This window comes from Flavobacterium glycines (assembly GCF_900100165.1).
In the GTDB taxonomy this organism is placed as follows: domain Bacteria; phylum Bacteroidota; class Bacteroidia; order Flavobacteriales; family Flavobacteriaceae; genus Flavobacterium; species Flavobacterium glycines.
Genome location: NZ_FNEO01000003.1, coordinates 100978 through 124878, shown reverse-complemented (window position 1 = coordinate 124878; position 23901 = coordinate 100978). Strand labels below are relative to the sequence as shown.

19 protein-coding genes are annotated in these 23901 nt (G+C 33.4%); 11 read left to right on the top strand and 8 right to left on the bottom strand.

The features are described from left to right. Positions 1-28 precede the first annotated feature (28 nt). Entirely contained in the window at positions 29-1492 is a 1464-nt protein-coding gene (locus BLR17_RS10290) for an AAA family ATPase (protein WP_066323705.1), read from the top strand. Positions 1493-1560: 68 nt separating this feature from the next. Here the strand turns inward: BLR17_RS10290 and BLR17_RS10285 are convergent, their stop codons facing one another. Genes BLR17_RS10285 through BLR17_RS10275 form a run of 3 tightly spaced genes read right to left on the bottom strand, consistent with a single transcriptional unit; the run spans position 1561 to position 4202 of the window. After that, complete coding sequence (locus BLR17_RS10285) at positions 1561-2352, bottom strand: SDR family oxidoreductase (RefSeq protein WP_066323708.1); 792 nt, start codon at positions 2350-2352, stop codon at positions 1561-1563. Between the two features lie 3 nt (positions 2353-2355). Then, on the bottom strand, positions 2356-3183 hold the full coding sequence (locus BLR17_RS10280) for an amidohydrolase family protein (protein WP_066323710.1): 828 nt from the start codon (positions 3181-3183) through the stop codon (positions 2356-2358). 2 nt (positions 3184-3185) lie between these two features. Then, on the bottom strand, positions 3186-4202 hold the full coding sequence (locus BLR17_RS10275; protein WP_066323952.1) for a zinc-binding alcohol dehydrogenase family protein: 1017 nt from the start codon (positions 4200-4202) through the stop codon (positions 3186-3188). Positions 4203-4332: 130 nt separating this feature from the next. On the opposite strand from BLR17_RS10275, the gene BLR17_RS10270 reads away from it, so the two are divergent. After that, complete coding sequence (locus BLR17_RS10270) at positions 4333-5358, top strand: LacI family DNA-binding transcriptional regulator (RefSeq protein ID WP_066323713.1); 1026 nt, start codon at positions 4333-4335, stop codon at positions 5356-5358. 113 nt (positions 5359-5471) lie between these two features. Here BLR17_RS10270 and BLR17_RS10265 read toward each other — a convergent pair whose 3' ends face one another. The 4 genes from BLR17_RS10265 to BLR17_RS10250 form a co-directional block, all read right to left on the bottom strand. Then, positions 5472-6617: a saccharopine dehydrogenase family protein gene (locus BLR17_RS10265; protein ID WP_066323714.1), complete on the bottom strand. Its 1146-nt coding sequence runs from the start codon at positions 6615-6617 to the stop codon at positions 5472-5474. Positions 6618-6797: 180 nt separating this feature from the next. Continuing rightward, positions 6798-7361 carry a 2'-5' RNA ligase family protein gene (locus BLR17_RS10260; RefSeq protein WP_066323717.1) on the bottom strand — a complete coding sequence of 188 codons (564 nt, stop codon included), beginning with the start codon at positions 7359-7361 and terminating at the stop codon, positions 6798-6800. A gap of 36 nt (positions 7362-7397) precedes the next feature. Next, positions 7398-8114: a GYF domain-containing protein gene (locus tag BLR17_RS10255; protein WP_066323722.1), complete on the bottom strand. Its 717-nt coding sequence runs from the start codon at positions 8112-8114 to the stop codon at positions 7398-7400. Between the two features lie 117 nt (positions 8115-8231). Then, complete coding sequence (locus tag BLR17_RS10250) at positions 8232-8792, bottom strand: DUF6642 family protein (protein WP_066323954.1); 561 nt, start codon at positions 8790-8792, stop codon at positions 8232-8234. A 219-nt stretch (positions 8793-9011) separates the two neighbouring features. Between BLR17_RS10250 and BLR17_RS10245 the strand changes: the two genes are divergently transcribed. From BLR17_RS10245 to BLR17_RS10205, 9 genes are all read left to right on the top strand, one after another. Continuing rightward, complete coding sequence (locus BLR17_RS10245; protein ID WP_066323723.1) at positions 9012-11102, top strand: alpha-L-fucosidase; 2091 nt, start codon at positions 9012-9014, stop codon at positions 11100-11102. Between the two features lie 141 nt (positions 11103-11243). Then, positions 11244-13157, top strand: coding sequence for a glucosamine-6-phosphate deaminase (gene nagB / locus BLR17_RS10240; protein ID WP_066323957.1), 1914 nt, complete (start codon positions 11244-11246; stop codon positions 13155-13157). Positions 13158-13560: 403 nt separating this feature from the next. Further along, positions 13561-16674, top strand: a complete 3114-nt coding sequence (locus BLR17_RS10235; protein ID WP_066323725.1) for a SusC/RagA family TonB-linked outer membrane protein — start codon at positions 13561-13563, stop codon at positions 16672-16674. Positions 16675-16684: 10 nt separating this feature from the next. After that, on the top strand, positions 16685-18256 hold the full coding sequence (locus BLR17_RS10230) for a SusD/RagB family nutrient-binding outer membrane lipoprotein (RefSeq protein ID WP_066323728.1): 1572 nt from the start codon (positions 16685-16687) through the stop codon (positions 18254-18256). A gap of 136 nt (positions 18257-18392) precedes the next feature. Then, positions 18393-19115, top strand: coding sequence for a copper homeostasis protein CutC (locus tag BLR17_RS10225; RefSeq protein ID WP_066323731.1), 723 nt, complete (start codon positions 18393-18395; stop codon positions 19113-19115). Positions 19116-19143: 28 nt separating this feature from the next. Beyond that, positions 19144-20475, top strand: a complete 1332-nt coding sequence (locus BLR17_RS10220) for a sugar MFS transporter (RefSeq protein ID WP_245683133.1) — start codon at positions 19144-19146, stop codon at positions 20473-20475. Between the two features lie 31 nt (positions 20476-20506). Then, positions 20507-21568, top strand: coding sequence for a sialidase family protein (locus BLR17_RS10215; protein ID WP_066323733.1), 1062 nt, complete (start codon positions 20507-20509; stop codon positions 21566-21568). A 41-nt stretch (positions 21569-21609) separates the two neighbouring features. After that, complete coding sequence (locus BLR17_RS10210) at positions 21610-21942, top strand: L-rhamnose mutarotase (RefSeq protein ID WP_066323735.1); 333 nt, start codon at positions 21610-21612, stop codon at positions 21940-21942. 54 nt (positions 21943-21996) lie between these two features. Continuing rightward, positions 21997-22974, top strand: coding sequence for a M20/M25/M40 family metallo-hydrolase (locus BLR17_RS10205; RefSeq protein WP_066323737.1), 978 nt, complete (start codon positions 21997-21999; stop codon positions 22972-22974). Here the strand turns inward: BLR17_RS10205 and BLR17_RS10200 are convergent. Next, positions 22971-23849: an AraC family transcriptional regulator gene (locus BLR17_RS10200; RefSeq protein ID WP_066323739.1), complete on the bottom strand. Its 879-nt coding sequence runs from the start codon at positions 23847-23849 to the stop codon at positions 22971-22973. The two genes, BLR17_RS10205 and BLR17_RS10200, sit on opposite strands and share 4 nt — an antisense overlap. Positions 23850-23901: the final 52 nt, after the last annotated feature.

Below are 23901 nucleotides of genomic sequence, written 5' to 3'. Positions count from 1 at the left end.
TCAATGTTTCAATCTTTAAATTTTAAATATGAAAATAGAAACTATTAATACTTTAGGTGAATTAAAAGCTTTCGGCTATAAAAGTAAAAGCATAAAAGACGAATTGCGTAACAATTTGAGAGAAAAAATTAAATTGGGAGTTCCCACATTTGAAGGAGTTCATGGTTTTGAAAACACTGTAATTCCTGAGTTGGAACGGGCTATTCTTTCGCGACATAACATCAATTTATTGGGACTTCGCGGTCAGGCCAAAACCCGATTGGCCCGTAAAATGGTCGAATTACTTGATGAATACATTCCGTATGTGAGCGGTTCTGAAATAAACGATGATCCATTAAATCCTATTTCGCGTTTTGCTAAAGATTTAATTATAGATAAAGGAGATGAAACGCCTATTTCCTGGTTGCACAGAAGTGAGCGTTTTTTTGAAAAACTTGCCACTCCTGATGTAACTGTTGCCGATTTGATAGGTGATGTTGATCCTATAAAAGCGGCTAATTTAAAATTGTCTTATGCTGATGATCGCGTGATTCATTTTGGGATGATTCCGCGTGCCAATCGATGTATTTTTGTGATAAACGAATTACCGGATTTGCAAGCCCGAATTCAGGTTGCTTTATTTAATATTTTGCAGGAAGGTGATATTCAGATTCGCGGATTTAAGGTGCGAATGCCACTTGATATGCAATTTGTATTTACAGCAAATCCGGAAGATTATACGAATCGCGGAAGTATTGTAACGCCGTTGAAAGACAGGATAGGTTCTCAGATTTTGACTCATTATCCGGAAACCCTTGAGATTGCCAGAAAAATTACGGAACAGGAAGCTAAGTTAGATACTATTCAAAGTGAAGCAGTTTATGTGCCTTCATTAGCCAAAGATTTATTAGAACAAATTAGTTTTGAGGCCAGAGAAAGCGAATTTATCGATCATAAAAGCGGGGTAAGTGCCAGAATGAGTATTACCGCTTATGAGAATTTGCTAAGTACAGCCGAACGTCGCACTTTAAAAGCTGGTGTCGATAAAACTACTTTGCGATTGTCAGATTTTATGGGAATTATTCCAGCTATTACGGGAAAAGTGGAATTGGTTTATGAAGGAGAGCAGGAGGGAGCTGCTGCGGTTGCTGAACGTTTAATTGCAGAAGCAGTTAAAACTTTATTCCCTAATTATTTTCCAAAAATTGAAAAATTGGAAAAGCCAAATGAAAAAACAGCTTATTCGGATTTGATAGAATGGTTTTTTGCCGAAAGTGGTTTCGAATTATTGGATGATTGTTCTGATGAAGAATACCAAAATATTTTAGCGGCAGTGGTGCCATTGGAAATTTTGCTAAAAGAATACCAACCGGATTTTGCCAAAGAAGATAAGTTTTTTGTAAAAGAATTTATTCTGTGGGGTTTAGTAGAATATCGAAAACTAAGCAAAGATCGAATTGCTGATGGCTACCAGTTTAAAGATATTTACGGAAGTTATATCAGTAAATTATAAAGTATTTGAAACGAAAAAATCCGTCCAGATAACTATCGGGACGGATTTTTTATTTAAGTACTAACCGTTTATTCTGTTAGTAATGCTCGGTCTAAATGAACATAACCTCCGTCACAGAAAATAAATTGTCCTGTAGTATGAGAAGATCTTTCAGAAATGGTAAACAAACAAGTATCTGCAATTTCGTCCGGAGTAGTCATACGGTTTTCTAAAGGAATTTTCTTTACAATAGATTGTAATTTTTCTTCTCCGTTTTCCAATGTTTTAATCCAGGTATCATAAGCAGGAGTCCAACTTTCGGCAATGATAATTGCATTTACACGAATTGAATATTTAATTAAATCCACAGCCCATTCGCGGGTTAATCCCAGAACTCCACCTTTGGCAGCTGCATATCCTGAAGTTCCACCTTGTCCTGTTAATCCTACTTTGGAACCAATATTTAAAATTGGACCTTTAGACGCTTTTAAGTAAGGAAGTGCACTTTTTACAGTTACAAAATAACTTACCATATTTAATTTCAAAGAATTCATGAATTCCTCGTAAGAAGCATCTAAACCAGCTCCGTCATTTACTCCTACGTTGTTGATTAAAGCATCAATACGACCATATTTTTCGGCAATTTTAGCAACGGCATTTTCAATTTCTACAGGATTAGTTACATCTGTTTTACAAAATAAAGCATCAATTCCTTTTTTTTGTAATTCCTCAACATATCCAAAACCTCTGTCGTTTCTGTCAATAACAGCCGGAATAGCACCTTCGGCTGCCAAATGTTGAAGGATAGTTTCTCCAATACTTCCTTTGATTCCTGCAGCACCCGTAATAACGACTACTTTTCCTTTTAATCCTAAATCCATAATTTATAAGTTATAAAATTTAATTGCATTCCCTCCCATGATAGCGGCTTGCTCTTCTGAGCTTAATTTTGCAATAAAATTGGTTACTAATTCTTTTGTTTTTGTATAATTTCCTGCTACCAGACATACCGGCCAATCAGAACCAAACAAGATTCTGTTTGTTCCAAAAGCTTCCAAAACCAATTCCATATAAGGTTCGATTTGTTCCGAAGTCCAGTTGTTGTAATCGGCTTCGGTGGTCATTCCTGAAAGTTTGCAATAGATATTTGGATATTCACTAATCGCTTTCATTAAAGAAGCCCAACCGTCATAAAATCCGTCTTTTATGTAGGGTTTCGCAATGTGATCAATTACGAATTTTTGATTTGGAAAACGTCGTACTAATTCTAAAGCCGCTCCTAATTGGTGCGGAAAAATAAGAATGTCATAAGTGAAATTGTGTTTTTCCAATTCTGCAATTCCGTTTAGGAAATCAGGACGTAACATAAAGTTATGATCGGCTTCTCCCTGAACCACATGTCTGAAACCTTTTAGTTTTGGAAATGCAATGTATTGATTTAAAACTTCGTCAATATTAGCAGCTCTTAAATCGACCCAGCCCACAATTCCTTTGATAAAGTCGTTTTTCTCGGCTAAATCTAAAAGAAAATCCGTTTCTGCTAATGTTTGGTCAGCCTGAACAGCCACGCAACCATCAACGTTGTTCTCCTGATATACAATTCTTAAATCCTCAGGCAGAAAATTTTTACGAATCACTTTCATGTCATCGTCTATCCAGGCGTGTTTTTCGGTTTCGTATATCCAAAAATGCTGATGCGAATCTATTACCATGATTATTTTAATTTAAAATCTACTGTAGCTTTGATAACTCCTGTTGCAGGATTTAACCAGCTGTCAAAATTGGCAATCATTTCAGTATAAGGAACATTGTGGCTAATGTAGGATTCCGTTGGAAATTGGTCTAAAATACTGATTACATGTTCGAAATCTTCCGTTGTAGCATTTCGGCTGCACATCAAAGTCATTTCTTTAGCATGAATGGCAGGGTGGCTATAAGTCATTTCTCCTTTAGATAAACCAACCAAAACAAAACGACCACCGTGGGACATATAGTTAGGACAAGTTTCTAAAGCACCTTTGTGTCCTGAAGCGTCAAAAACAGCTGTACACAAATCACCATTGGTAATTTTTGTAATTTCTTCAACTGTGTTTTCACCTGCTTTTACGGTGTAATCTACACCTATTTTTTCTTTGGCGTAAGCCAAACGTTGCTCATTCATATCAATCGCAATTACTTTAGCACCGGCAATTTGAGCCAGTTTCATAATCCCAATTCCAATAGGGCCGCAACCTACAACTGCAACAGTTTCTCCCGGAACAATGGCAGCTCTGCGGATAGCGTGAGCTCCAATTGCCAATGGCTCTACAATAGCCATTTGGTCATCAGATAAATTGTTAGCAGGCAATAGGATAGAAGTAGGAACCGTAATTTGTTCCTGCATTCCGCCGTCAGTATGAACACCTAAAACTTTGATATTGGTACAGCAGTTGGTTTTTCCGTTTCGGCAAGCGATACAAGTCCCGCAGCTTACATAAGGCATAATAACCACATTATCTCCGGCTTTAATTCCTCTAGGATTGTCTCCAATTTCAAGAACTGTCGAAGCTAATTCGTGTCCTAAGATTCTAGGATAGCTAAAGAAAGCCTGATTTCCGCCATAAGCGTGTAAATCGGTTCCGCAGATTCCAACCTTGTTGATTTGTAATAAGGCTTCATTTTCTTTTCTAACAGGTGCTTCTTTTTCTTTTAGAATAAATTCACCCGGTTTTTCGCAAACAATGTATTTCATTTTCTTGATTATTTTATTTGTTCCAACGTTTGAACAGTTTTTGAAATAAAAAAACACAACTAAAAATGTATTGTGCTTTTCGTTTAAAATCCTATTTTTGTTCAATCGATTGAACAAATATAAAAACTAATTGGAGAATAAAAAAAAATCCACGATAAAAGATATTGCTGCCGTATTGGGTTTAACACCTTCGGCGGTTTCTAAAGCATTGAATAATCATCCCAGAATAAGTGAAAAGACTAAAATTGCGGTGAAAGAAGCTGCAATTCAATTGGATTATCAGCCCAATTATTTGTCGAGTGCTTTGCGTAAAGGGAAGAGTAATTTGGTTGGTGTTATTATTCCTCGCGTAAACAGTCATTTTTTTTCTTCGGTAGTGGAAAATATCGAAAAAGTACTTAACCTCAATGGTTACAATATCATTATGACACAATCGAATGAATTGTATGTCAAAGAATGCCAGGAAATTGATACTTTGTTAAAAATTCAGGTCGACGGGATTATTGCTTCGATGGCGAATGAAACGACCAATTTAGAATATTATCAAAAAATAAAATCCAAAACGGAATTGGTACTATTTGACAGAGGTGAAGAGGAATTGAATGTGGATTATGTGGGAATTGACGATTATAAAAGTAGCCATTTAGTTGTTGATCATTTGGTTTCACAAAATTGCAATCGCATTGCTCATATCGCAGGATTTAAGCATATTCGAATTTATAAAGAGCGTATTCGTGGCTATAAAGATGCGCTTGAAAAATGGAATTTAGAAAGTAAAGAAAATTGGATTATCGAAAGTAATTTACGCTTGGAAGACGGACGCCGAATTATGCAGCAATTATTGGATTCGTCGGAAAGACCTGATGCAGTTTATGTGGCGGGAGATATTGCGGCTTTGGGTGCTTTGCAGGTACTTTTAGAAAATAATATCAAAGTTCCTGAGGAAATCGCTTTAATCGGTTTTAGTGACGAGCCTTTTACTTCGCTTACCCAACCATCAATTTCGACAGTAAATCAGCATAGTGACCAAATAGGAAAATTAACTGCTGAAGCTTTTCTGGAGCGAATGAAAAATCCTAAGAAAAAAACGATTAACCGAATCATTCTGGAACCGGAATTGATAATTAGACAATCTTCTAATAGGGATTTGAAGTAGTATTTGGGAACACAGATTTAAGAAATTTTATCAGATAAAAATTTTAGAAAATCTGTTTTTATTTTTCAAATTTCTTAAATCTGTGTTCTTTTTTTCAGCGAAAATTTTAGGTGCTATTCTATTTTCCCGTAAACAGGAACGATGAAATTTCCGTTCAAAAAAGAGTTTGATTCAATTTGACTTTGAAGAATAACTCCTTTTAAATTTTGTTCAAGTAATAATTGAGCTGATTGTACTAAAGAAGCTGCAGTTGTGGTTTGAATAGCACGTAATTGATGGTTTCCAACTTTTAGTGGAAGAATACATTTGGTGATTTCACGTCTTCTCAAAATTCCTTTAATATCTTTACCTTCCACAGCAGCGAACAATATGATTTGGTCATCTTCAAAGAGAGGAATTTCTTTTTCCATAATCTTTTGCAATTCTGTAATTCTATTTTCTGAGTTACCAATCGTTGCTATTTGATTTTGAATCCAATCATAGTGACCCGGGAAGCGTAAGGTTTTGTAATCCAAATCCCGTACTTTTCCAGTCAAGGTATCTGGTAAATCGGCAGCACCTCCTGAAGTCAAATCGGCTTCATAAGTAACTCCGTTGAGAATTATTGTAGTTTTTTCGGATAAGGCTGGGAGTTCGGTTTTATTAAAGTTCCTTATAGTTATTACATTTTTCAGGTATTCGGTAGCAACACCAATAGGACTCCAGGTAAAACCATAATAATGCGGAGCTACTGCATTTTTAGTCAATGCACCTACTTTAAATTCTAATTTATCTGCTGTATTTACATTGAAGTCAATACAAAATTGTTGAAATAAGTAGTTAGCAAGTACATCAATATAACCCGGTGCAATTCCTGTTTGTAGTATAAAACCCGTTTTAGCATCTTTTGCAAAAGCAATAATTTCTTCGGTTTCGGCAACGTATTCGGTAAGATTTGCATAATGCAAATGAAATTCCTGAGCCAGTTTTGCTATTCTTGGAGCCTGATTTCCCGGTAAACAATCCAAAATAATGTCGGCTTCGTCGAAAATTATTTTCATTTCCTCAGTCAATTCTTCTTCAGGAAGTAGAAAAGGTTCTACAGCACACTGTTTTGTCGTTCCTTCCTTAATCCAATTAGCTACAGATTGTGCTTTAGCGAGCGTTCTGTTTCCAATAAATAGAGAAGGAGTAACTTCGCTCCATTCAGCTAGAATCAAACCCGCTGCTTCTGCTATTCCGCCTGCTCCCGCTATGATAATGTTGAAATGCTTTTTCATATGTTGATATTTATTGTTGTTTATCGGTCATATGTTATTGTTTAAGCTCTTCGTTATTGCCTCAATTGCATCTATTTATTGCTTTTTTAGACTGATTTAGTATTGAGGTTATTTCGTATCTTAAAATTACGATTTTTGATTTTATCAAAAAATATTTAATGTTTTTTAGTTTTGATAAAACTAAAAAAGAGTTCCCTGCTCAAATGTAGGTTTTGGGTTATTCCTCAATTCGAAATAGGCAATTATTTCAAATTGCTTTATTTTAGGATTAAACAACCGAAGTGCAATGCTCTTGCATTCAAATTTCAAATCAATTGGTTTGGAAAATAAGCGGTAGCTTTTGGATATATTCTCAGAAGTTAATTTACGGGCAATGGATAAATGTGGTTCGTTGTTTTTAAAGATTGTTTTTATTGGAAAAGATTGGTTGATGTGTTTCATGATTTGTTTCAAAGCAATTTTTGAAACAGTATCCGGAGCAATGAAAAAAGCACCATTAGGATAGTGGTCAAAGCTGTTTAAGCATACAAAAACTGGCTTTAGACTTTCACAGATAGTATCTAATTGTTTCTTAATACTTTCGATTTCATTTTCATTAGCCATGAACTCATTAATTGTAATATGTGCCAATGAATTTTTGCTGTGAAACCAGCCTATCTCATGCGCTAATTCGTTTTTCATGATTTTTACCAAATCAATAATCGTTTCAGGCGGACTTATAACTAATGAATAACGATTTTCCATTTTGTTTTAGATTAAGTAAGAAACTTTAGTTGCTTTCTAGTGTGTTCTTTCCAGCTCTAAATTCAGTTGATTTTGCTCATTTTCTAATATTTCCAGTTCGCTTTTAAGGTGTGAAATTTCAGTTTGTAACACATTTATTTCTTTACTTTTTTCATCAGCAGTTCTAAAAAATTGAAAATTGTTGGCTTTGAGCAATTTGTTTTTAGCTTCATCTAAAAGCGTTTGATTTTCTATTTTCTCAATTTTTATTTCAGAAAGTCTTTTGTTTATTGTATCCTTTCTTTCTCGGGCAATACGTTCTGCTTCTTGTCTTTGTTGTTCGGCTAAACGTTCATTTTGTTCCTTAATTTCTCTCTCTTTTAGTAAAAATTGTCTGTTTTCAATTTCAGTTTGGTGGTTTATTTTACTTAATTCCGCTTTTCTGTTTTCTTCTAAAATATTTAAAACAAAACTTCCAATAATTAATGATACAAATAGTAAAACCAAATAAAATGTATTCTTATGAAGTCCCATAAGTTTTGTTTTTTTTACTTTTTCTTTTGGTTCCGGTTCCAATTCTGTCGGAAGTGATTTAAATGGAGGCGGACTAACTTTTAAGAGTATTTGTAGTTCGTCTATTTCTGCAGCCGTTTTCCAATCCGGCATTCCTGAAAACCATACCGGAGTAGTTGCTGTAATTTGTTTCATTTCTAATTCGGTCAGGTCAAAAGGACCGCTGCTTTCGACACCGTTATGTAAATAGTATTTTTTCATTAGTGTTAATATTATGTGCGTCTAAAGATTAAACAGAAAATAAGAATTTATAGTATCCCATTATATTTAAGCTTTTCGAAGTTATTAAAGTTTGTCGAATTTATAAAATAGTAAGATTTAGTAATACAATCTGAAATCAAGAAATTTACAAAGAGCATAGTTTTTTTGATGTAATTCTTCTACTATTTCAATAATATCATCTAATTCATCGCATAAATTAAAAAAGAATTTATCCAGATGAATACTGCTTATTTTTTGGTTTTTGATTCCGTAACCTGAAATGGCTCTTGCGCCAGTGATATCAAGAAAGTACTGCGCTTCTTCCGAAGTTAAATCCAATACTTTCTCATTAGCAAAATGAATGATTTTTCCTTTTAGTTTGCCTTCAAATAATTCAGCTATTTCTTCTAAGCTGTAGTAATAATCGTGTAGACAAATATTGTTTTCCTGTCCAGGCATTACCAAATAGATAATTTGGTAATCTTTGAAATTATGATCATCGTACAACAAAGCTCCCAGACTCTCTTCAAGTCCTTCTATTGTGTCGCAGCTTTTATAAATACTGGAGATTTTATTTTCAAAAGCCAGATGTTCTAAATTTTTAAGTACTTCAGTAGTAATATTGGTTTCTACGTCAGGAACGCCTTCAAGACAAAAAATAAAATTCTCATTAACCATCATGCTGTGTTTTGAATTTATTTAAAAGGGAACAAAGATATGTTTAATTAGAATTGTTTTTTTAGTAACGAGCATTAATTCTTTCTTTCATTTAAGGGGTATTATTTACCTAAATAGTATTAAAAACGTCATTGGTCGAAAATATATCAATTCGGAATTATAATGCTATAATTTTATATTACAAATGATTGGCTTCACCTTAAATACATTGTAATTGTAATGAAAAAACTGGTTCTGTTATTTAGTTTTTTAACTGCATTTTTTCCTGTTTACAGTCAGAAAATAGTTCATCCGCCACAAGCTTATGGTCCTCTTCCTTCTGAAAAACAAATGAAGTGGCATGAAATGGAGTCTTATGCATTTATTCATTTTTCACTAAACACATTTACCAATAAAGAATGGGGGTATGGAAATGAATCGCCTCAATTATTTAATCCAACAGCTTTAGATGCAAGACAATGGGCGCGTATTGCTAAAGAAGCCGGAATGAAAGGAATTATATTGGTAGCTAAACATCATGATGGTTTTTGTTTATGGCCGTCTGTTTATACTGAACGTTCGGTTAAAAACTCACCATGGAAAAATGGAAAAGGTGATGTAGTAAAAGAGCTGGCTGAAGCTTGTAAAGAGTACAATCTGAAATTAGGATTGTATCTTTCTCCTTGGGATAGAAATCATCCACAATACGGTAAGCCGGAATACATTACTTATTTCAGAAATCAGTTAAAAGAATTGCTCACTAATTATGGAGATGTTTTTGAAATGTGGTTTGATGGTGCTAATGGTGGAGATGGGTATTACGGAGGAGCAAATGAAACGAGAAAAATAAATACTTTGGAATATTACAACTGGGATGAAACCTATAAACTAATTTATAGTTTAGCTCCTAATACTCTGGTTTGGGGAATTGGACCTTCAGAAGCGAGATGGATAGGCAATGAAGAAGGTTATGCTAATACAACTAATTGGTCTCTTTTGCGTCAAAAAGATGATTTAGCCGGAAAAGTACATTATACAGAATATATGTCAGGACATGAAGATGGGGAAAAATGGGTGCCTGGCGAGGCTGATGTTTCGATTAGACCAGGGTGGTTTTATCATACATCAGAAGATGATAAAGTGCATACATTAGACGAAATGGTTGATTTTTATTATAAATCAGTTGGACGAAATGCAACGTTTTTATTGAATATTCCTCCGGATAGAAGAGGATTAATACATGAAAATGATATCCAAAGATTAAAAGAATATTCAGTAGTAATTAAAGCTGATTTTAAAACGGAAGTTTTGTCTAATGCTAAGGTTACAGCTGATAATTTTAGAGCAAATAATAATAGTTATGCTCCTAAAAATACTATTGATGGAAATAAAGAAAGTTATTGGGCTACAGATGATAATATAACTAAAGCTTCGGTACTCTTTACATTCAGAAAACCAACTGCTTTTAATAGAATATTGCTTCAGGAGTATATAAGACTAGGGCAACGGGTTAAAGCTTTTACAGTGGAGGCCAAAGTGGATGGTAAATGGCAAACTATTGCCAATGAAACAACTATAGGTTACAAAAGAATATTGAGAATACCTCGAGTTACGGCCACAGCACTTAGAGTCAATATTACGGACTCTAAAGCAAGTATTATGATTTCTAATATTCAGGCTTTTAATGCGCCAACATTTGTTCGAATGCCAATGGTGAAAAGGGATAAATTGGGTATGATTACAATGGAAGCAGAAACAGGAAATCACATTTATTATACGCTCGATGGTTCAAAACCTACTTTGTCCAGTACAAAATATACAGTTCCATTTAAGTATGATAAAGCTGTCGAAATAAATGCTGTTTCGATAAATGAAGAAGGAATCAGTAGTGCTGTTAGGATTGCTAAATATGGGGTTTCAAAAGAAAATTGGAAAATTGTTTCTGTTTCCAGCGGCGATATCAATACAGCTAACAGGATAATAGATGGTAATCCCGATTCAAGCTGGAGTTTTGGAGCTGATCTTAGTCAGCATCCGCAAGAAGTAGTAATTGATTTAGGTAATCTAATCAGTATTAAAGGATTCACTTATACTCCAAATCAAGCGGTTGAAAATCCTGGTTTAATTTCAAATTATGAATTGTATAGCAGTACAGACGGAGTGAACTGGACAAAACAATCAGAAGGTGAATTTTCAAATATTAAGAATAATCCAATAGAACAAGTTAAGGTTTTTAATTCTTTGAAAACAAAGTATTTGCGTTTTGTTGCTAAATCTGTAGTAGCTGATTTTAAGATAATTACAATTGGAGAGATTAGTATTGTTGAATGACAAAGAGATCAAAATTTGATTAAAATAAACTATAAAAGCAAAAAAAAATGTCTTTTGCCGAAGTAGGCTTGTTGTTAGTCGAATTTATAATTTCAGGCCTGTATGAAATAGTAATTTTATGTTATAAATAAAAAAATGGTTATGTTTAAAGAAGGTATTAGTTACAGAGAAGCTGGAAAGTTTGAAGAAACACGTTTCGAAAAAATTCATAATGTTATTTTCGAGTCATCAAAAGAAGCCTCAATATTGGTTGCTCATGAAATAGCCAATTTAATTCATAGAAAAGAAGGATTAAATGAGCCATGTGTGTTAGGATTAGCAACGGGATCTTCTCCTATAAAGGTGTACGAAGAACTTGTAAGAATGCACAAGGAGGAGAATTTGAGTTTTAAAAATGTGGTAACATTTAACTTAGATGAATATTATCCTATGGATAAGAATAATATTCAGAGTTATCATCATTTTATGCATGAACATCTTTTTAACCATGTAGATATTCTTCCCGAAAATATTAATATTCCCAATGGTACTGTAAGTCCTGAAGAATTACAACAATATTGTATTGATTATGAGATGAAAATAATTTCTTATGGAGGATTAGATTTTCAGCTTTTAGGAATTGGAAGAACAGGGCATATTGGTTTTAATGAACCAGGTTCTCATATCAATTCAGGTACAAGAAGTATTACTTTAGATCATCTGACCAGAGTAGATGCTGCTCCTGCATTTTTAGGTATTGATAATGTGCCCAGAAAAGCAATTACTATGGGAATTGGAACTGTTAGGAATGCTAAGAGAATTGTATTATTAGCTTGGGGTATTAGTAAAGCAGATATATTGAAAGAAGCTATTGAAGGCGAAATGTCATCTCAGGTACCAGCTACTTATTTGCAAGAACATAATAATACCACTTTTGTTTTAGATACTGAAGCCTCTTCAGAATTGACCAGAGTAAAAACGCCGTGGTTAGTTAAATCATGTGTTTGGACTGACGAATTAAAGTTAAAAGCTGTAGTGTGGTTAAGTGAATTAACCAGTAAACCTATTTTGAAATTAACTGATAAAGATTATAATGATAACGGTATGTCAGGCTTATTGGCAGAGGAAGGAACTGCATATAATTTGAATATAAAAATGTTCAATCATTTGCAGCATACCATTACAGGATGGCCAGGTGGAAAACCATTTGCAGATGATACTTATCGACCAGAACGTTCTAATCCGGCTAAAAAGAGAGTTATTATTTTTAGTCCTCATCCGGATGATGATGTAATTTCAATGGGAGGAACTTTTGATAGATTAGTTGAGCAGGGACATGAGGTTCATGTTGCTTATCAAACTTCCGGTAATATTGCAGTTTCAAATGAGGAAGCGTTGAAGTTTGCGGAAGTTTCTTCGGTTTTAAATTCAGAATCAAATGAGTCAAATGACATTATTAATTTTCTGAAAAATAAAGGAAAGAATGATATCGATTCTATCGAAGTTAGAAAGTTAAAAGGGTTAATTAGAAGAAGTGAATCACTGGCAGCAACGCGATATTTAGGAGTTCCTGATTCTAATGTTCACTTTCTTAATTTACCATTCTACGAAACAGGAACAGTAAAAAAAGGAAATCTTACAGCGGTTGATATTAAAATCATGTGTGAACTTATTGATGAAATAAAACCGCATCAAATTTATGCAGCAGGAGATTTGGCTGATCCGCATGGAACTCATAAAGTGTGTTTGGATAGTTTGTTTGAAGCATTAAAACAATTGAAGCACAACAGTTATATGGATGATTGTTGGGTTTGGTTGTATCGCGGAGCCTGGCACGAATGGGAATCTTATCAAATTGAAATGGCGGTTCCTATGAGTCCGGATCAGGTATTAAAAAAGCGACATGCTATTTTTTATCATCAATCTCAAAAAGACGGAGTTATGTTTCAGGGAGATGATAGCAGAGAGTTTTGGGTTCGTGCTGAAGATAGAAACAGAGCTACGGCAAAAAAATATAATGATTTAGGATTAGCTGATTATGCTGCAATTGAGGCATTTAAGCGTTATCACTTTTAAAAATTGGTTAGGTTGGGAGTGTAATTTAGTTTTTTGGTTATTTATTAAATTACACTAATAAAAAAGAGGTTGTTTTACTATTTTGTAAACAACCTCTTTTGTTTTAAGATTATTTTAGTTTTTTTGAGAAATAGATTTTGTTTTAATATTTAAGTTGAAAGATATATTGATTTTAGGTGTAATTGATAATTTAATAATACATGTAATCGTGTTAAAATCTTTAGTAAATATGTAGTAAAATAAGTTTTTTAATGAAAATAATACCCGAATTTGACCAACACCTTTTTAAATTTGTCATTGGTCGAAATTATGAAAAGCAAATGAATCTTTCTCTTTACATTTAACTAAGTATTAACTCAAGGTTAACTAATTGAAACAAATTTACTAACTCAAAAACAAAATTATGATTCAAAAAGTATTAAAACTACTGCTTGTATTTTGCCTGTTTATGTTTCACAATGCAAAAGCACAAAATACAACAGTTTCAGGTAAAATTACAGATGCTGCAAACGGGATAGGACTGCCTGGTGCGAGTGTTATTGTAAAAGGATTTCCTAACGCTGGTGCTTCATCAGATTTGGATGGAAATTTTACAATTAAAGTTCCTAATAAGACTGCTACTTTGGTAGTCTCATTTATGGGGTATACTACAAAAGAAGTAGTTCTTAATGGAGCTGGTACTATTACAATTTCTTTAACTGAAGATTCCCAAAAACTTAATGAGGTTGTTGTAACAGCTTTAGGTATTAAAAGAGAAAAAAAGTCGTTGACTTATTCGGCACAGACAGTGTCAACAAAAGAACTTTCGGAAGCAAGATCTTTGAACGTTGCAAACTCACTTTCTGGAAAAGTAGCGGGACTTAACTTTTCAACTACAGGAAGTGGAGTGGGGAGTTCTTCCAGAATTACATTAAGGGGAAATCGTTCTCTCACAGGAAACAATCAACCTTTATATGTTATTGATGGAGTTCCTATGGATAATACTGTAACTTCACCAGCTACAGATATCGGAGGAACTACAAGTTTTGATGGAATTTCAAACATTAATCCTGATGATATAGATACGATAACAGTATTGAAAGGCCCTTCTGCTGCTGCTTTATACGGTTCTCGAGCTAGTAATGGGGTTATCGTTATTACTACTAAAAGTGGTTCCAAAAAAGGAAAAGCTCAAATTTCGGTTTCATCAAATTTTATGGCATCAAGTGCTTATAATTTGTTAAATCAACAAAATGTTTATGGACAAGGTGCTGGCGGAGTTTATAATGCTTTATCTAAAACTAGTTGGGGACCAAAAATGGAAGGTCAGTCAGTTGCAGCCTGGCAATTAAATCATAATCCTAATTATGATGGTCCGGCTACTTATGCATTGACTCCTCAACCAAATAATTCCTTAGATTTTTTCAAAACAGGTTACAACTGGTCTAAAAATTTAACTGCATCTATGGGGAATGAAAAAACGCAAGGTTATTTTTCATATACTAATACTGATGCAAAAGGGATTGTTATAGGAAATGAACTTGAAAGGCATAATGTAAATTTACGTTTGACTAGCAGTTTAACAGACAAATTAAAATTGGATGTTAAAACTAATTACATCAATCAAAAAGTAGATAATGCAATAAGTGCTGGAGAAGGTTCAATAGGAGAGGCACTTTATACTATGCCAAGAAGTTTACCTTACAGTCAATATAAAGATTATCAATATATTGATGATGCAGGTCAAATAAGATATAATTATATCGATGCAAATACTTTGAGTACTTTGGGGGCAAATCCTTTTTGGTTAGCAAAAAGAAACCTAAGAACTGATGAAAGAAGTAGAATTATTACTTTCGCTTCATTGAGCTATGATTTTACAAAGGAGTTAAGTTTGATGGTTAGAACTGGTTTAGATCAGGCTACAAATAAATCTAAAGTCTCTCGTTATGCTGCTGTTGCTATCCTAAATCAGGATTTTGGTAGTTACTCTGAATCAATTGGAGACAATTTAGAAATGAATACAGATTTTCTTTTGTCATATAAAAAAGAATTGGGTGATTTTAAATTGAATGCAAATTTTGGTGGTAATGCCAGAAATCAAAAAAATACTTCTTTAAGTAGTGGAGGTACCTTAACTAAAAGAAACTATTTTACATTAACTAATTTACAAAACACTACAGTAACACCTGAATTTAGTCATAAAAAAGTGAACTCTTTGTATGGTTCAGCTCAACTAGGATATAAAGACTATTTGTTTTTAGATGTTACTGCACGTAATGATTGGTCTTCTACTTTACCTGTTAATAACAGATCTTTCTTTTATCCATCTGTTGGTTTATCAGGAATTGTTACAGATATGTTAGATATTAAATCAGACTGGTTGTCTTTCTTAAAAGTTAGAGGATCGTTTGCACAAGTTGGAAATGATACTGATCCTTATCTGTTAGCTAATCAATTGTATTTTTATGGTTTCAACGGAGGTGTAGTTCAAGCATCAACTTTAAAAAATAATCCTAATCTTAAACCTGAAATTTCAAGTTCAACAGAATTTGGTTTAAATACAAGATTTTTCAATAATAGAATTGGTTTAGATTTTACTTGGTTCCAAACGGATACTAAGGATCAAATTTTCACAATTAATTTACCTGAATCTTCAGGATATTCTAAACAAGTAATTAACGGAGGAAAAATTCAGAATAAAGGAATTGAATTAGTTTTGAATGCTAAAATTGTTGACCAACCTAATTTTTCATGGGATGCAACAGCAAACTTTGCAACCTACAGAACTAAAGTTTTAAGTCTGGCTGAAGGTCAGGATGAATTAAATTTATCTACGGGGTACGAAAGATTAGCGCAAACAATTGTGAAAAAAGGTGGTGGATATGGAGATTTATATATTCGTGGTTTCAAACGTAATGGTGCTGGAGAAATAATTGTTAATGCAACAACTGGATTACCGGAGTTTACATCAGGTTTTGATGTTCTTGCCGGGAATTTTAATCCGGACTGGACTGCAGGTTTACAAAATACATTTAAATATAAAGATTTTAGTTTGAGTTTCTTAATTGATTTCCGTATGGGAGGAAAAACTATTTCGTATTCTCAGGCAAGAATGGCAGGTGCAGGAGCAAGTACAATTACTTTGGCTGGAAGAGACGGTTTTGTAGTTAATGGTGTTAATGATAATGGTGATGGTACCTATTCTACTAATACAACTTCAATTACTGCAGAAAACTATTGGTCACAAGTAGCAAGCAGAGATCCAAAATCAGCTGAAGATTTTGTTTTTGATGCAACGAATATCAGATTGAGAGAAGTAGTTTTAGGTTATTCTTTACCAAGTGAAATTTTGAAGAAATCACCATTTACAGGAGTTAATTTCTCTATTGTAGGTAGAAATTTATTCTTCTTTGTTAATAAAGCAAAATATTTTGATCCTGAACAAGGAGTAAGTGTTGGAAACCTTCAGGGAATAGAATCTTATAATATTCCAAGTACTAGAGATTTTGGATTTAATGTAAAATTCAACTTTTAAAAAATAAATTATGAAAAATAATATAGTTAAATTTTTAGCGATAGCTTTCTTGTTTCAGATAACGGGTTGTACTTCGGATTTTAATGAAGTAAATACAAATCCAAATACACTTACCTCTGATCAATTGAATGCAACAATGGCCGGTCCGGCATTTGCAAATGCTTTATATAAAGGAATTGGTAATGCTTCATGGAGTTTACCGGGAGATGATTATGGAACTTATGGATTAGCAACGGCTTTACACTCTATGATGTTTGCACATTATATGGCTCCGGGATGGGCAGCAGCTACAGATGCAAATGGTGTTAATGATGGATGGAGAAGCAGAGGTTGGTTACGATTTTATACTTTGGCAGTACCTTCATTGTTAAATACGTATAAAGCAGCTGAAGGAAATGCGGAAGCATTAGCTGTTTTAGATATCTGGAAAGTATATATGTTTCACAGATTTACGGATGAGTGGGGACCAATTCCATATACTCAGGCAGGTATAGGAGGTAAATCAGTGGCTTATGATTCTCAAGAGGCAATGTATACTGATTTTTTTAAATTATTAGATGCTGCAAATACTACATTAGGTGCGAGTTCCGCAACGACTGTTGGGGTATTTAAAGACTATGATGCCTTGTATAGTGGAAATATTGAACAATGGAGAAAATTTGGAAATTCATTAAGATTGCGTTTAGCTTTGAGAATTTCAGACATAGATGCTGCAAAAGCTAAAACTCAAGCAGAAGCAGCTGTAAGTGCTGGTGTTATGGTTTCAAACAGTGATAATGCATATTATAAAGTTACTTCAGATACATATAATAATTTTGTAGATATTATGAAATATTGGGGATTTTATATGACTGCTGATATGGAAAGTATGCTTAAAGGATATAATGATCCTAGAATGGCAAAATGGTTTAGTCCTGTATTAGATAATACTTCTACATATAAAGGTCAGTTTGTTGGTTTACCAAATGGGATGGGAGCAACAATTCCATGGCAAAGTAAAGATTTTAGTGGAACTAATCAGGTAACAACATTTTCAGATAATGCTACAAAAAACATAGAAGTAATGATGGCTTCTGAGACAGATTTTAATCGTGCTGAAGGTGTTTTGAAAGGTTGGAGTATGGGAGGAACAGCGAAAGCATTATATGAAGATGGTATTCGTTTGTCTTTACAACAATGGGGTGTAACTGATGAAAGCCAAATAACTGCCTATATTGCAGGAACTACTACTGGTGCTGTACCTACATTTGGAAGTTTGTATACTGATTCTACACCACCTGTGAATGTACCAGTTGCATGGTCAGGAACTGTAGCAAATCAAAAGAAACAAATTGCAATTCAAAAATATTTAGGTCTTTTTCCTGAATCATGGGAAGCGTGGTCTGATTTACGTAGAACTGATGCTAATATTTTGTATCCTCTGCTTACAACTGAGGACGCTACAATTGGAAAAGGAGTTATGAAACGTATAACTTATTTACCTAATGAATATAGTACTAATGGTGATGCGGTAAATGCAGCAGTTCAATTGTTAGGTGGTGCTGATAAAGGAAGCACTAAACTTTGGTGGGACGTTAATTAATTCTTTTTTGAGATAATTTTTAGTCTCTTTCATTTAATAATTAGAATAAAAGGAGAAGTAATTCTCCTTTTATTTTTTCTAAGTGTGTGTGGATTATAAGTTTCGCAAATCATTAGAACCTTTTAAAAGTTAGTATATGCTTCTTGAAATTTGTGCTTCCTCTTATCAATCGGCTATAAATGCTCAAAATGCCGGTGCAAATCGCATTGAACTCTGCTCTGAGTTAGCATTGGGAGGAATTACACCTTCTTACGGTTTGATAAAAAAAGTGATAGAAAATCTTTCCATTCCTGTACATGTTTTGATACGGCCGCGTAGTGGAAATTTTACATATTCAGAAGAAGAGTTTGAAATTATAAAAACAGACATTAAGCTGTGTAAAAAATTGGGTTGTCAGGGAATTGTTTCAGGCGTTTTGAAAGCCGATAATACTATTGATGTTATCAGAACGCAAGAATTAATTGAATTGTCAAAACCATTATCTTTTACTTTTCACAGAGCTTTTGACTGGATAGAAAATTCTTCAGATGCAGTTGAACAACTTATCGCTATTGGTGCTAACCGAATTTTGACTTCAGGAAAAAAGAGTTCTGCACAAGAAGGAATAGTGCTTCTTAAAGAATTAGAAATAAAAGCCCAAAACAAGTTACTAATTTTTCCAGGTGGAGGGATTAATTCTGAAAATGTTTTAACTTTTAAAGAAGCAGGATTTAAGGAAATTCATTGTTCAGCTTCCAAAATAGAATATCTAAAAGATGAAGGAAAAATTCCAATGAACAGTAGTGTTTTTTTTAATGAAAATAGTATTGTTCATTCCGATTATGATAAAATTAAAAATATAGTTGATTTGATTCGTTAGTGAAAAATCAAATAGTAAAAATTGAATTATGAATACAAATACCATGTCTTTGCCAAAAACAAGTAATAATACATTACTGCCTATTTTAATTATCGCTTGTCTCTTTTTTATCTTCGGATTTGTTACCTGGATTAACGGAGCCTTAATTCCGTTTATGAAAACGATAAACGAATTAACATCGGCACAATCGCTTTTAGTAGCTTCAGCTTCTTATATTTCGTTTGTGGTCATGGCTTTACCAGCTTCACTGATATTATCAAAAATAGGTTATAAGAAAGGAATGTCCTTAGGTTTGTTTATCATGGGAATAGGAGCTTTGGTTTTTATTCCTGCTGCCGAAGCAAGAACGTATTGGATGTTTTTGACAGGAATTTTTATTCAAGGAGCAGGAATGACCTTGTTGCAAACCGCTTCTAATCCGTACATTACTATTTTAGGACCAATTGATAGTGCGGCAAAAAGAATCTCAATTATGGGAATTGCTAATAAAATTGCCGGATCTTTAGGTTCTCTGATTTTTGGAGCATTATTGTTATCAGGAATTGATGAAATCAAAGAGCAGTTAAGCGTGGTTAGTGCAACAGAAAAAGCAGAATTGTTAAATATAATGGCAGATAGTGTTGTAATGCCTTACCTTGTTATGGCTGCTGTTTTATTTATTTTGGGATTTCTGATAAGAAAAGCACCACTTCCTGATGTAGAAGCAGAACCAATAAAAGAATCCAATGATGCTGCTACAACAAAAACCAGTATTTTTCAATTTCCACATTTATGGTTGGGAGTCTTAACCCTTTTTATGTATGTGGGAGTAGAAGTGATAGCTGGAGATACCATTATTGCTTATGGAATTTCATTAGGCATTCCTGTTGCCGATGCTAAGTTTTTTACCACTTTTACTTTGATGGCAATGGTAGCTACTTATGCTTTAGGTGCTATATTAATTCCTAAATATATTTCACAAACATTGGCTTTAAAAGTTAGTGCTGTTTTAGGAATAGTTTTATCATTTTGTATCGTTTTCACTTCAGGATTTACTTCGGTGTTGTTTGTGGCTGCTTTAGGAATGGCAAATGCTTTGGTTTGGCCGGCTGTTTGGCCTTTAACATTAAAAGGTCTTGGCAAGTTTACTAAAACAGCTTCAGCATTATTAATTATGGCAATATCTGGTGGAGCGATTATTCCTCCTTTGTATGGAAACTTAGTTGATGCTAAAAAAGTAGATTTGATGGCTCAGGGTATGAATGAGGCTTTAGCGACTGCTACAGCTGCAACTAAAGGATATTGGATTTTGTTGCCTTGTTATATCATCATTTTGTATTATGCAGTAGCAGGTCATAAATTAGGTCTTGGTAAAAAATAAACAACATAGATATTAATAAACAGATGTTTGGATGAACTCAAAATTGATAAAATACGGTATTGGATTCACGATTGTTTTTTTAACTTATTCGTGTAAATCATTACCAGTAAAATCTGAAGCGAAACATATTACAACATCATATATTGCAAATCCACCAGTAACAACAAATAGCCATGCAGCTACTTTAGTTGAATATCTGCCAAATGAAATTATGGCTTCATGGTTTGGCGGAAGTTATGAAGGAGCAAAGGATGTGGGTATTTATACATCCAAATTAAAAGAAGGTATTTGGACTTCGCCTCAATTAGTTGTAAAACCTGCAATAATAAAAGGAGATACTTTGCCGTGCTGGAATCCGGTTTTATTTAAAAGTAAAAAGACTAAAAAATTATACCTTTTTTATAAAGTTGGAAAAAATCCAAGAGAATGGTTGGGAGCAATGATTACCTCTGTTGATAACGGAAGTACCTGGACTGCAACTAAATATTTGCCGGATGGATTCTTAGGACCAATAAGAAATAAAGCTATTCAAGTAAGTCCCGGAATTATTTTATGTGGTAGTAGTACCGAAAGTGTTTCTAGTAATGAATGGAGAGCGCATGTTGAAATGTATAATGAAAGCACGGATTCCTGGTCTAAAATTACTATTCCAAATGATAAAAGATATGATATCATTCAGCCAACAATTCTTGTCCATTCCAATAAAAGTTTGCAATTATTTTTCAGAAGCAAACATAATAAGTTAATCACAAGTTGGTCTTATGATTACGGAAAAACCTGGACAAATGCAGAAATGACAGAAGTTGTTAATTCTAATTCCGGAATTGATGCTTTGCAAATAACTAATCAATCTTTTTTATTGGTAAATAATCCATTACCACAAGGAAAAGATTGGTTTTACGGACGTAATGTTTTGGATGTAGAATATTCCAATGATGGTATAAAATGGAAAAAGTTGTTTGATCTTGAAAATCAAAAAGAAGGAGAATTCAGTTATCCGGCAATTATTCAAACAATGAATGGCCAAATTCATGTGGTTTATACCTACAACCGAAAATACATTAAGTATGTAAATTTTGAAATCAAAAAATAACAAACCTGAGTTACTTTGAACTTAGTATAATAAAATAAGAAATGAAAAAATATTGCCTTGCTTTAGATTTAAAAAATGATTCAGATTTAATTGAAGAATATAAAAGATTTCATCAAAATGTTTGGCCGGAGATACTTGAAAGTATTAAAGAGTCAGGAATTAAAAATCTTGAGATTTATAATATTCAGGATCGTTTGTTTATGATTATTGAAGCTGATACTCATTTTTCTTTTGAAGAAAAATCAAAATTAGACGCGTCAAACCCAAAAGTTCAGGAATGGGAGGATCTAATGTGGAAGTTTCAACAAGCTCTTCCCGGAGCTAAACCTGTTGAAAAATGGCTGTTGATGGATAAAATTTTTGAGTTTAAATAGTTTTTGATTTTAAAACCAAGGTTTAGAAAACAAATAAATAATCTGAATTGAAATATGTTACTTTTCAAAAAAAATCAATTAAAATGTGTTGTTGTTTTAGTGGCTTTTAGTTTTGCTGTTAATGCACAAAATAATCATTTAGCAAAAACTTTTTATAAACATGATAAATACCTTTCATCAGATAAATTGGAAGGCCGGTTTCCAGGTACTAAAGGAAATAATGATGCGGCTGCTTATGTTAGAAAATATTTTAAGAAATATGGTTTGGAAAAATTCAATGGAAATTATTTTCAACCCTTTAAATTGTTTGTAAAAGCAGATATCAATAAAGTAAAATCGGATAGTGTAGTTACTCAAAATGTGGTTGGTTATATCGAAGGTTCGGATGGTCAACTCAAAAACGAGTACATCGTAATTGGTGCTCATTATGATCATTGGGGCTGGGGTGGAAAAGGTTCAAGCAGTAAAAAAAAGGATACTCTAGCCATTCATAATGGTGCCGATGATAATGCATCCGGAGTTTCGGCTTTGTTGTGTATTTTGGACCAAGTTACCAAAGCTAAAGTGAAACCTAAGAGAAGTATTATTTTTGTTTCTTTTAGCGGAGAAGAAGAAGGTTTGTTGGGCTCTAAATATTTTATCAAACATTTGCCAGTGCCTATGGCATCCGTAAAAGTAATGCTGAATATGGATATGGTAGGACGTTTAAATGTCGAAAAAAAAATCTACATGGGAGGAGCCGGAACTTTTCCAGATGGTGTGGATTTGATGAAAAAAATAGGAGAAAACAGTGGCTTGAATCCTGTTATTCATGCCGGTGACGTAGGAGGTTCTGATCATGTTTCTTTCTATAAAGCGGGTATCTCGGCAGTAGGATTTCATACTGGAGGTCATCCACAATACCATACTCCGGAAGACGATTTTGATTTAATAAATTTTAAGGGTGGAGCTTTAGTTACTCAGTATATTTACAATGCTTTACTTTCAATTGCCAATTATCCTCAGACACTGTATTTTATCAATCAAAATTAGCTGAGTGATTTTTTATATTGCATAGGAGAGATTCCTATTTGTTTTTTGAACATTCTGGAAAAATAGTAAGGGTCTTCAAAGCCCACTTCTTTACATATTTCTTTAATACTCATATTCGTAAAATAGAGGTATTCACAGGCTTTTTGTATTTTTAATCGAATAAAATATAAAATAGGTGAATACCCTGTTTTTTGTTTGAAAAGTTCTGAATACCTCGAAACAGAAAAGCAGGCTTCTTGGGCCAATTTTTCAATAGTAATCAATTGGTTTAAATTGTTTTTCATATAGGAAATGGATTGACTAATCTTATCATTAATGGTGTTTTCTAATAAATTTGAATAACAAACTGAACTTAAAAAACTGCTTAATTTAAAATGAATGAATTCCGTTTTTTCTTCGTTTAATTCATTTTCCAAAACGGTAATAATATCCTTTAAAAGCACAATTTTGTTTTCGTCAAAAGGGATGGGGATATTGTTTTCTTTTTCTTTAAAAAAGCGTTCATAAAAAACATCAGCATAATTTCCTGAAAAATGGATCCAGTAAATACTCCAGGGATCTTTTAAAGAACTTCCATATTTATGCGGCGTGTTTTTTGGGATAATAAAAGCTGTATTTGGTGTTAATTTTATCGTTTTCTTATTGGTTGTTATCCAGCCTTCTCCTTTTAAACAATACAGAAATATATATTCGTTTATTCCATTTTTTCGGGATCGGTTATGATGTTTGGCGTTGGGAAAATAGCCAATAGCATCCAAATACAAATTTTGTGAAAAAGGATGATTTACTATTTCTTTTTTTTGTTCCGGTGACAAGACCACCATTGTTTGGCCTAAAAAACCGGCTTTTATTTTTGGATTCGGTAGATTGTTCATTCTAAAAGTAGTATTTGCTATTAATTTTAAAAAGCGTCGTAATATAGTCCAT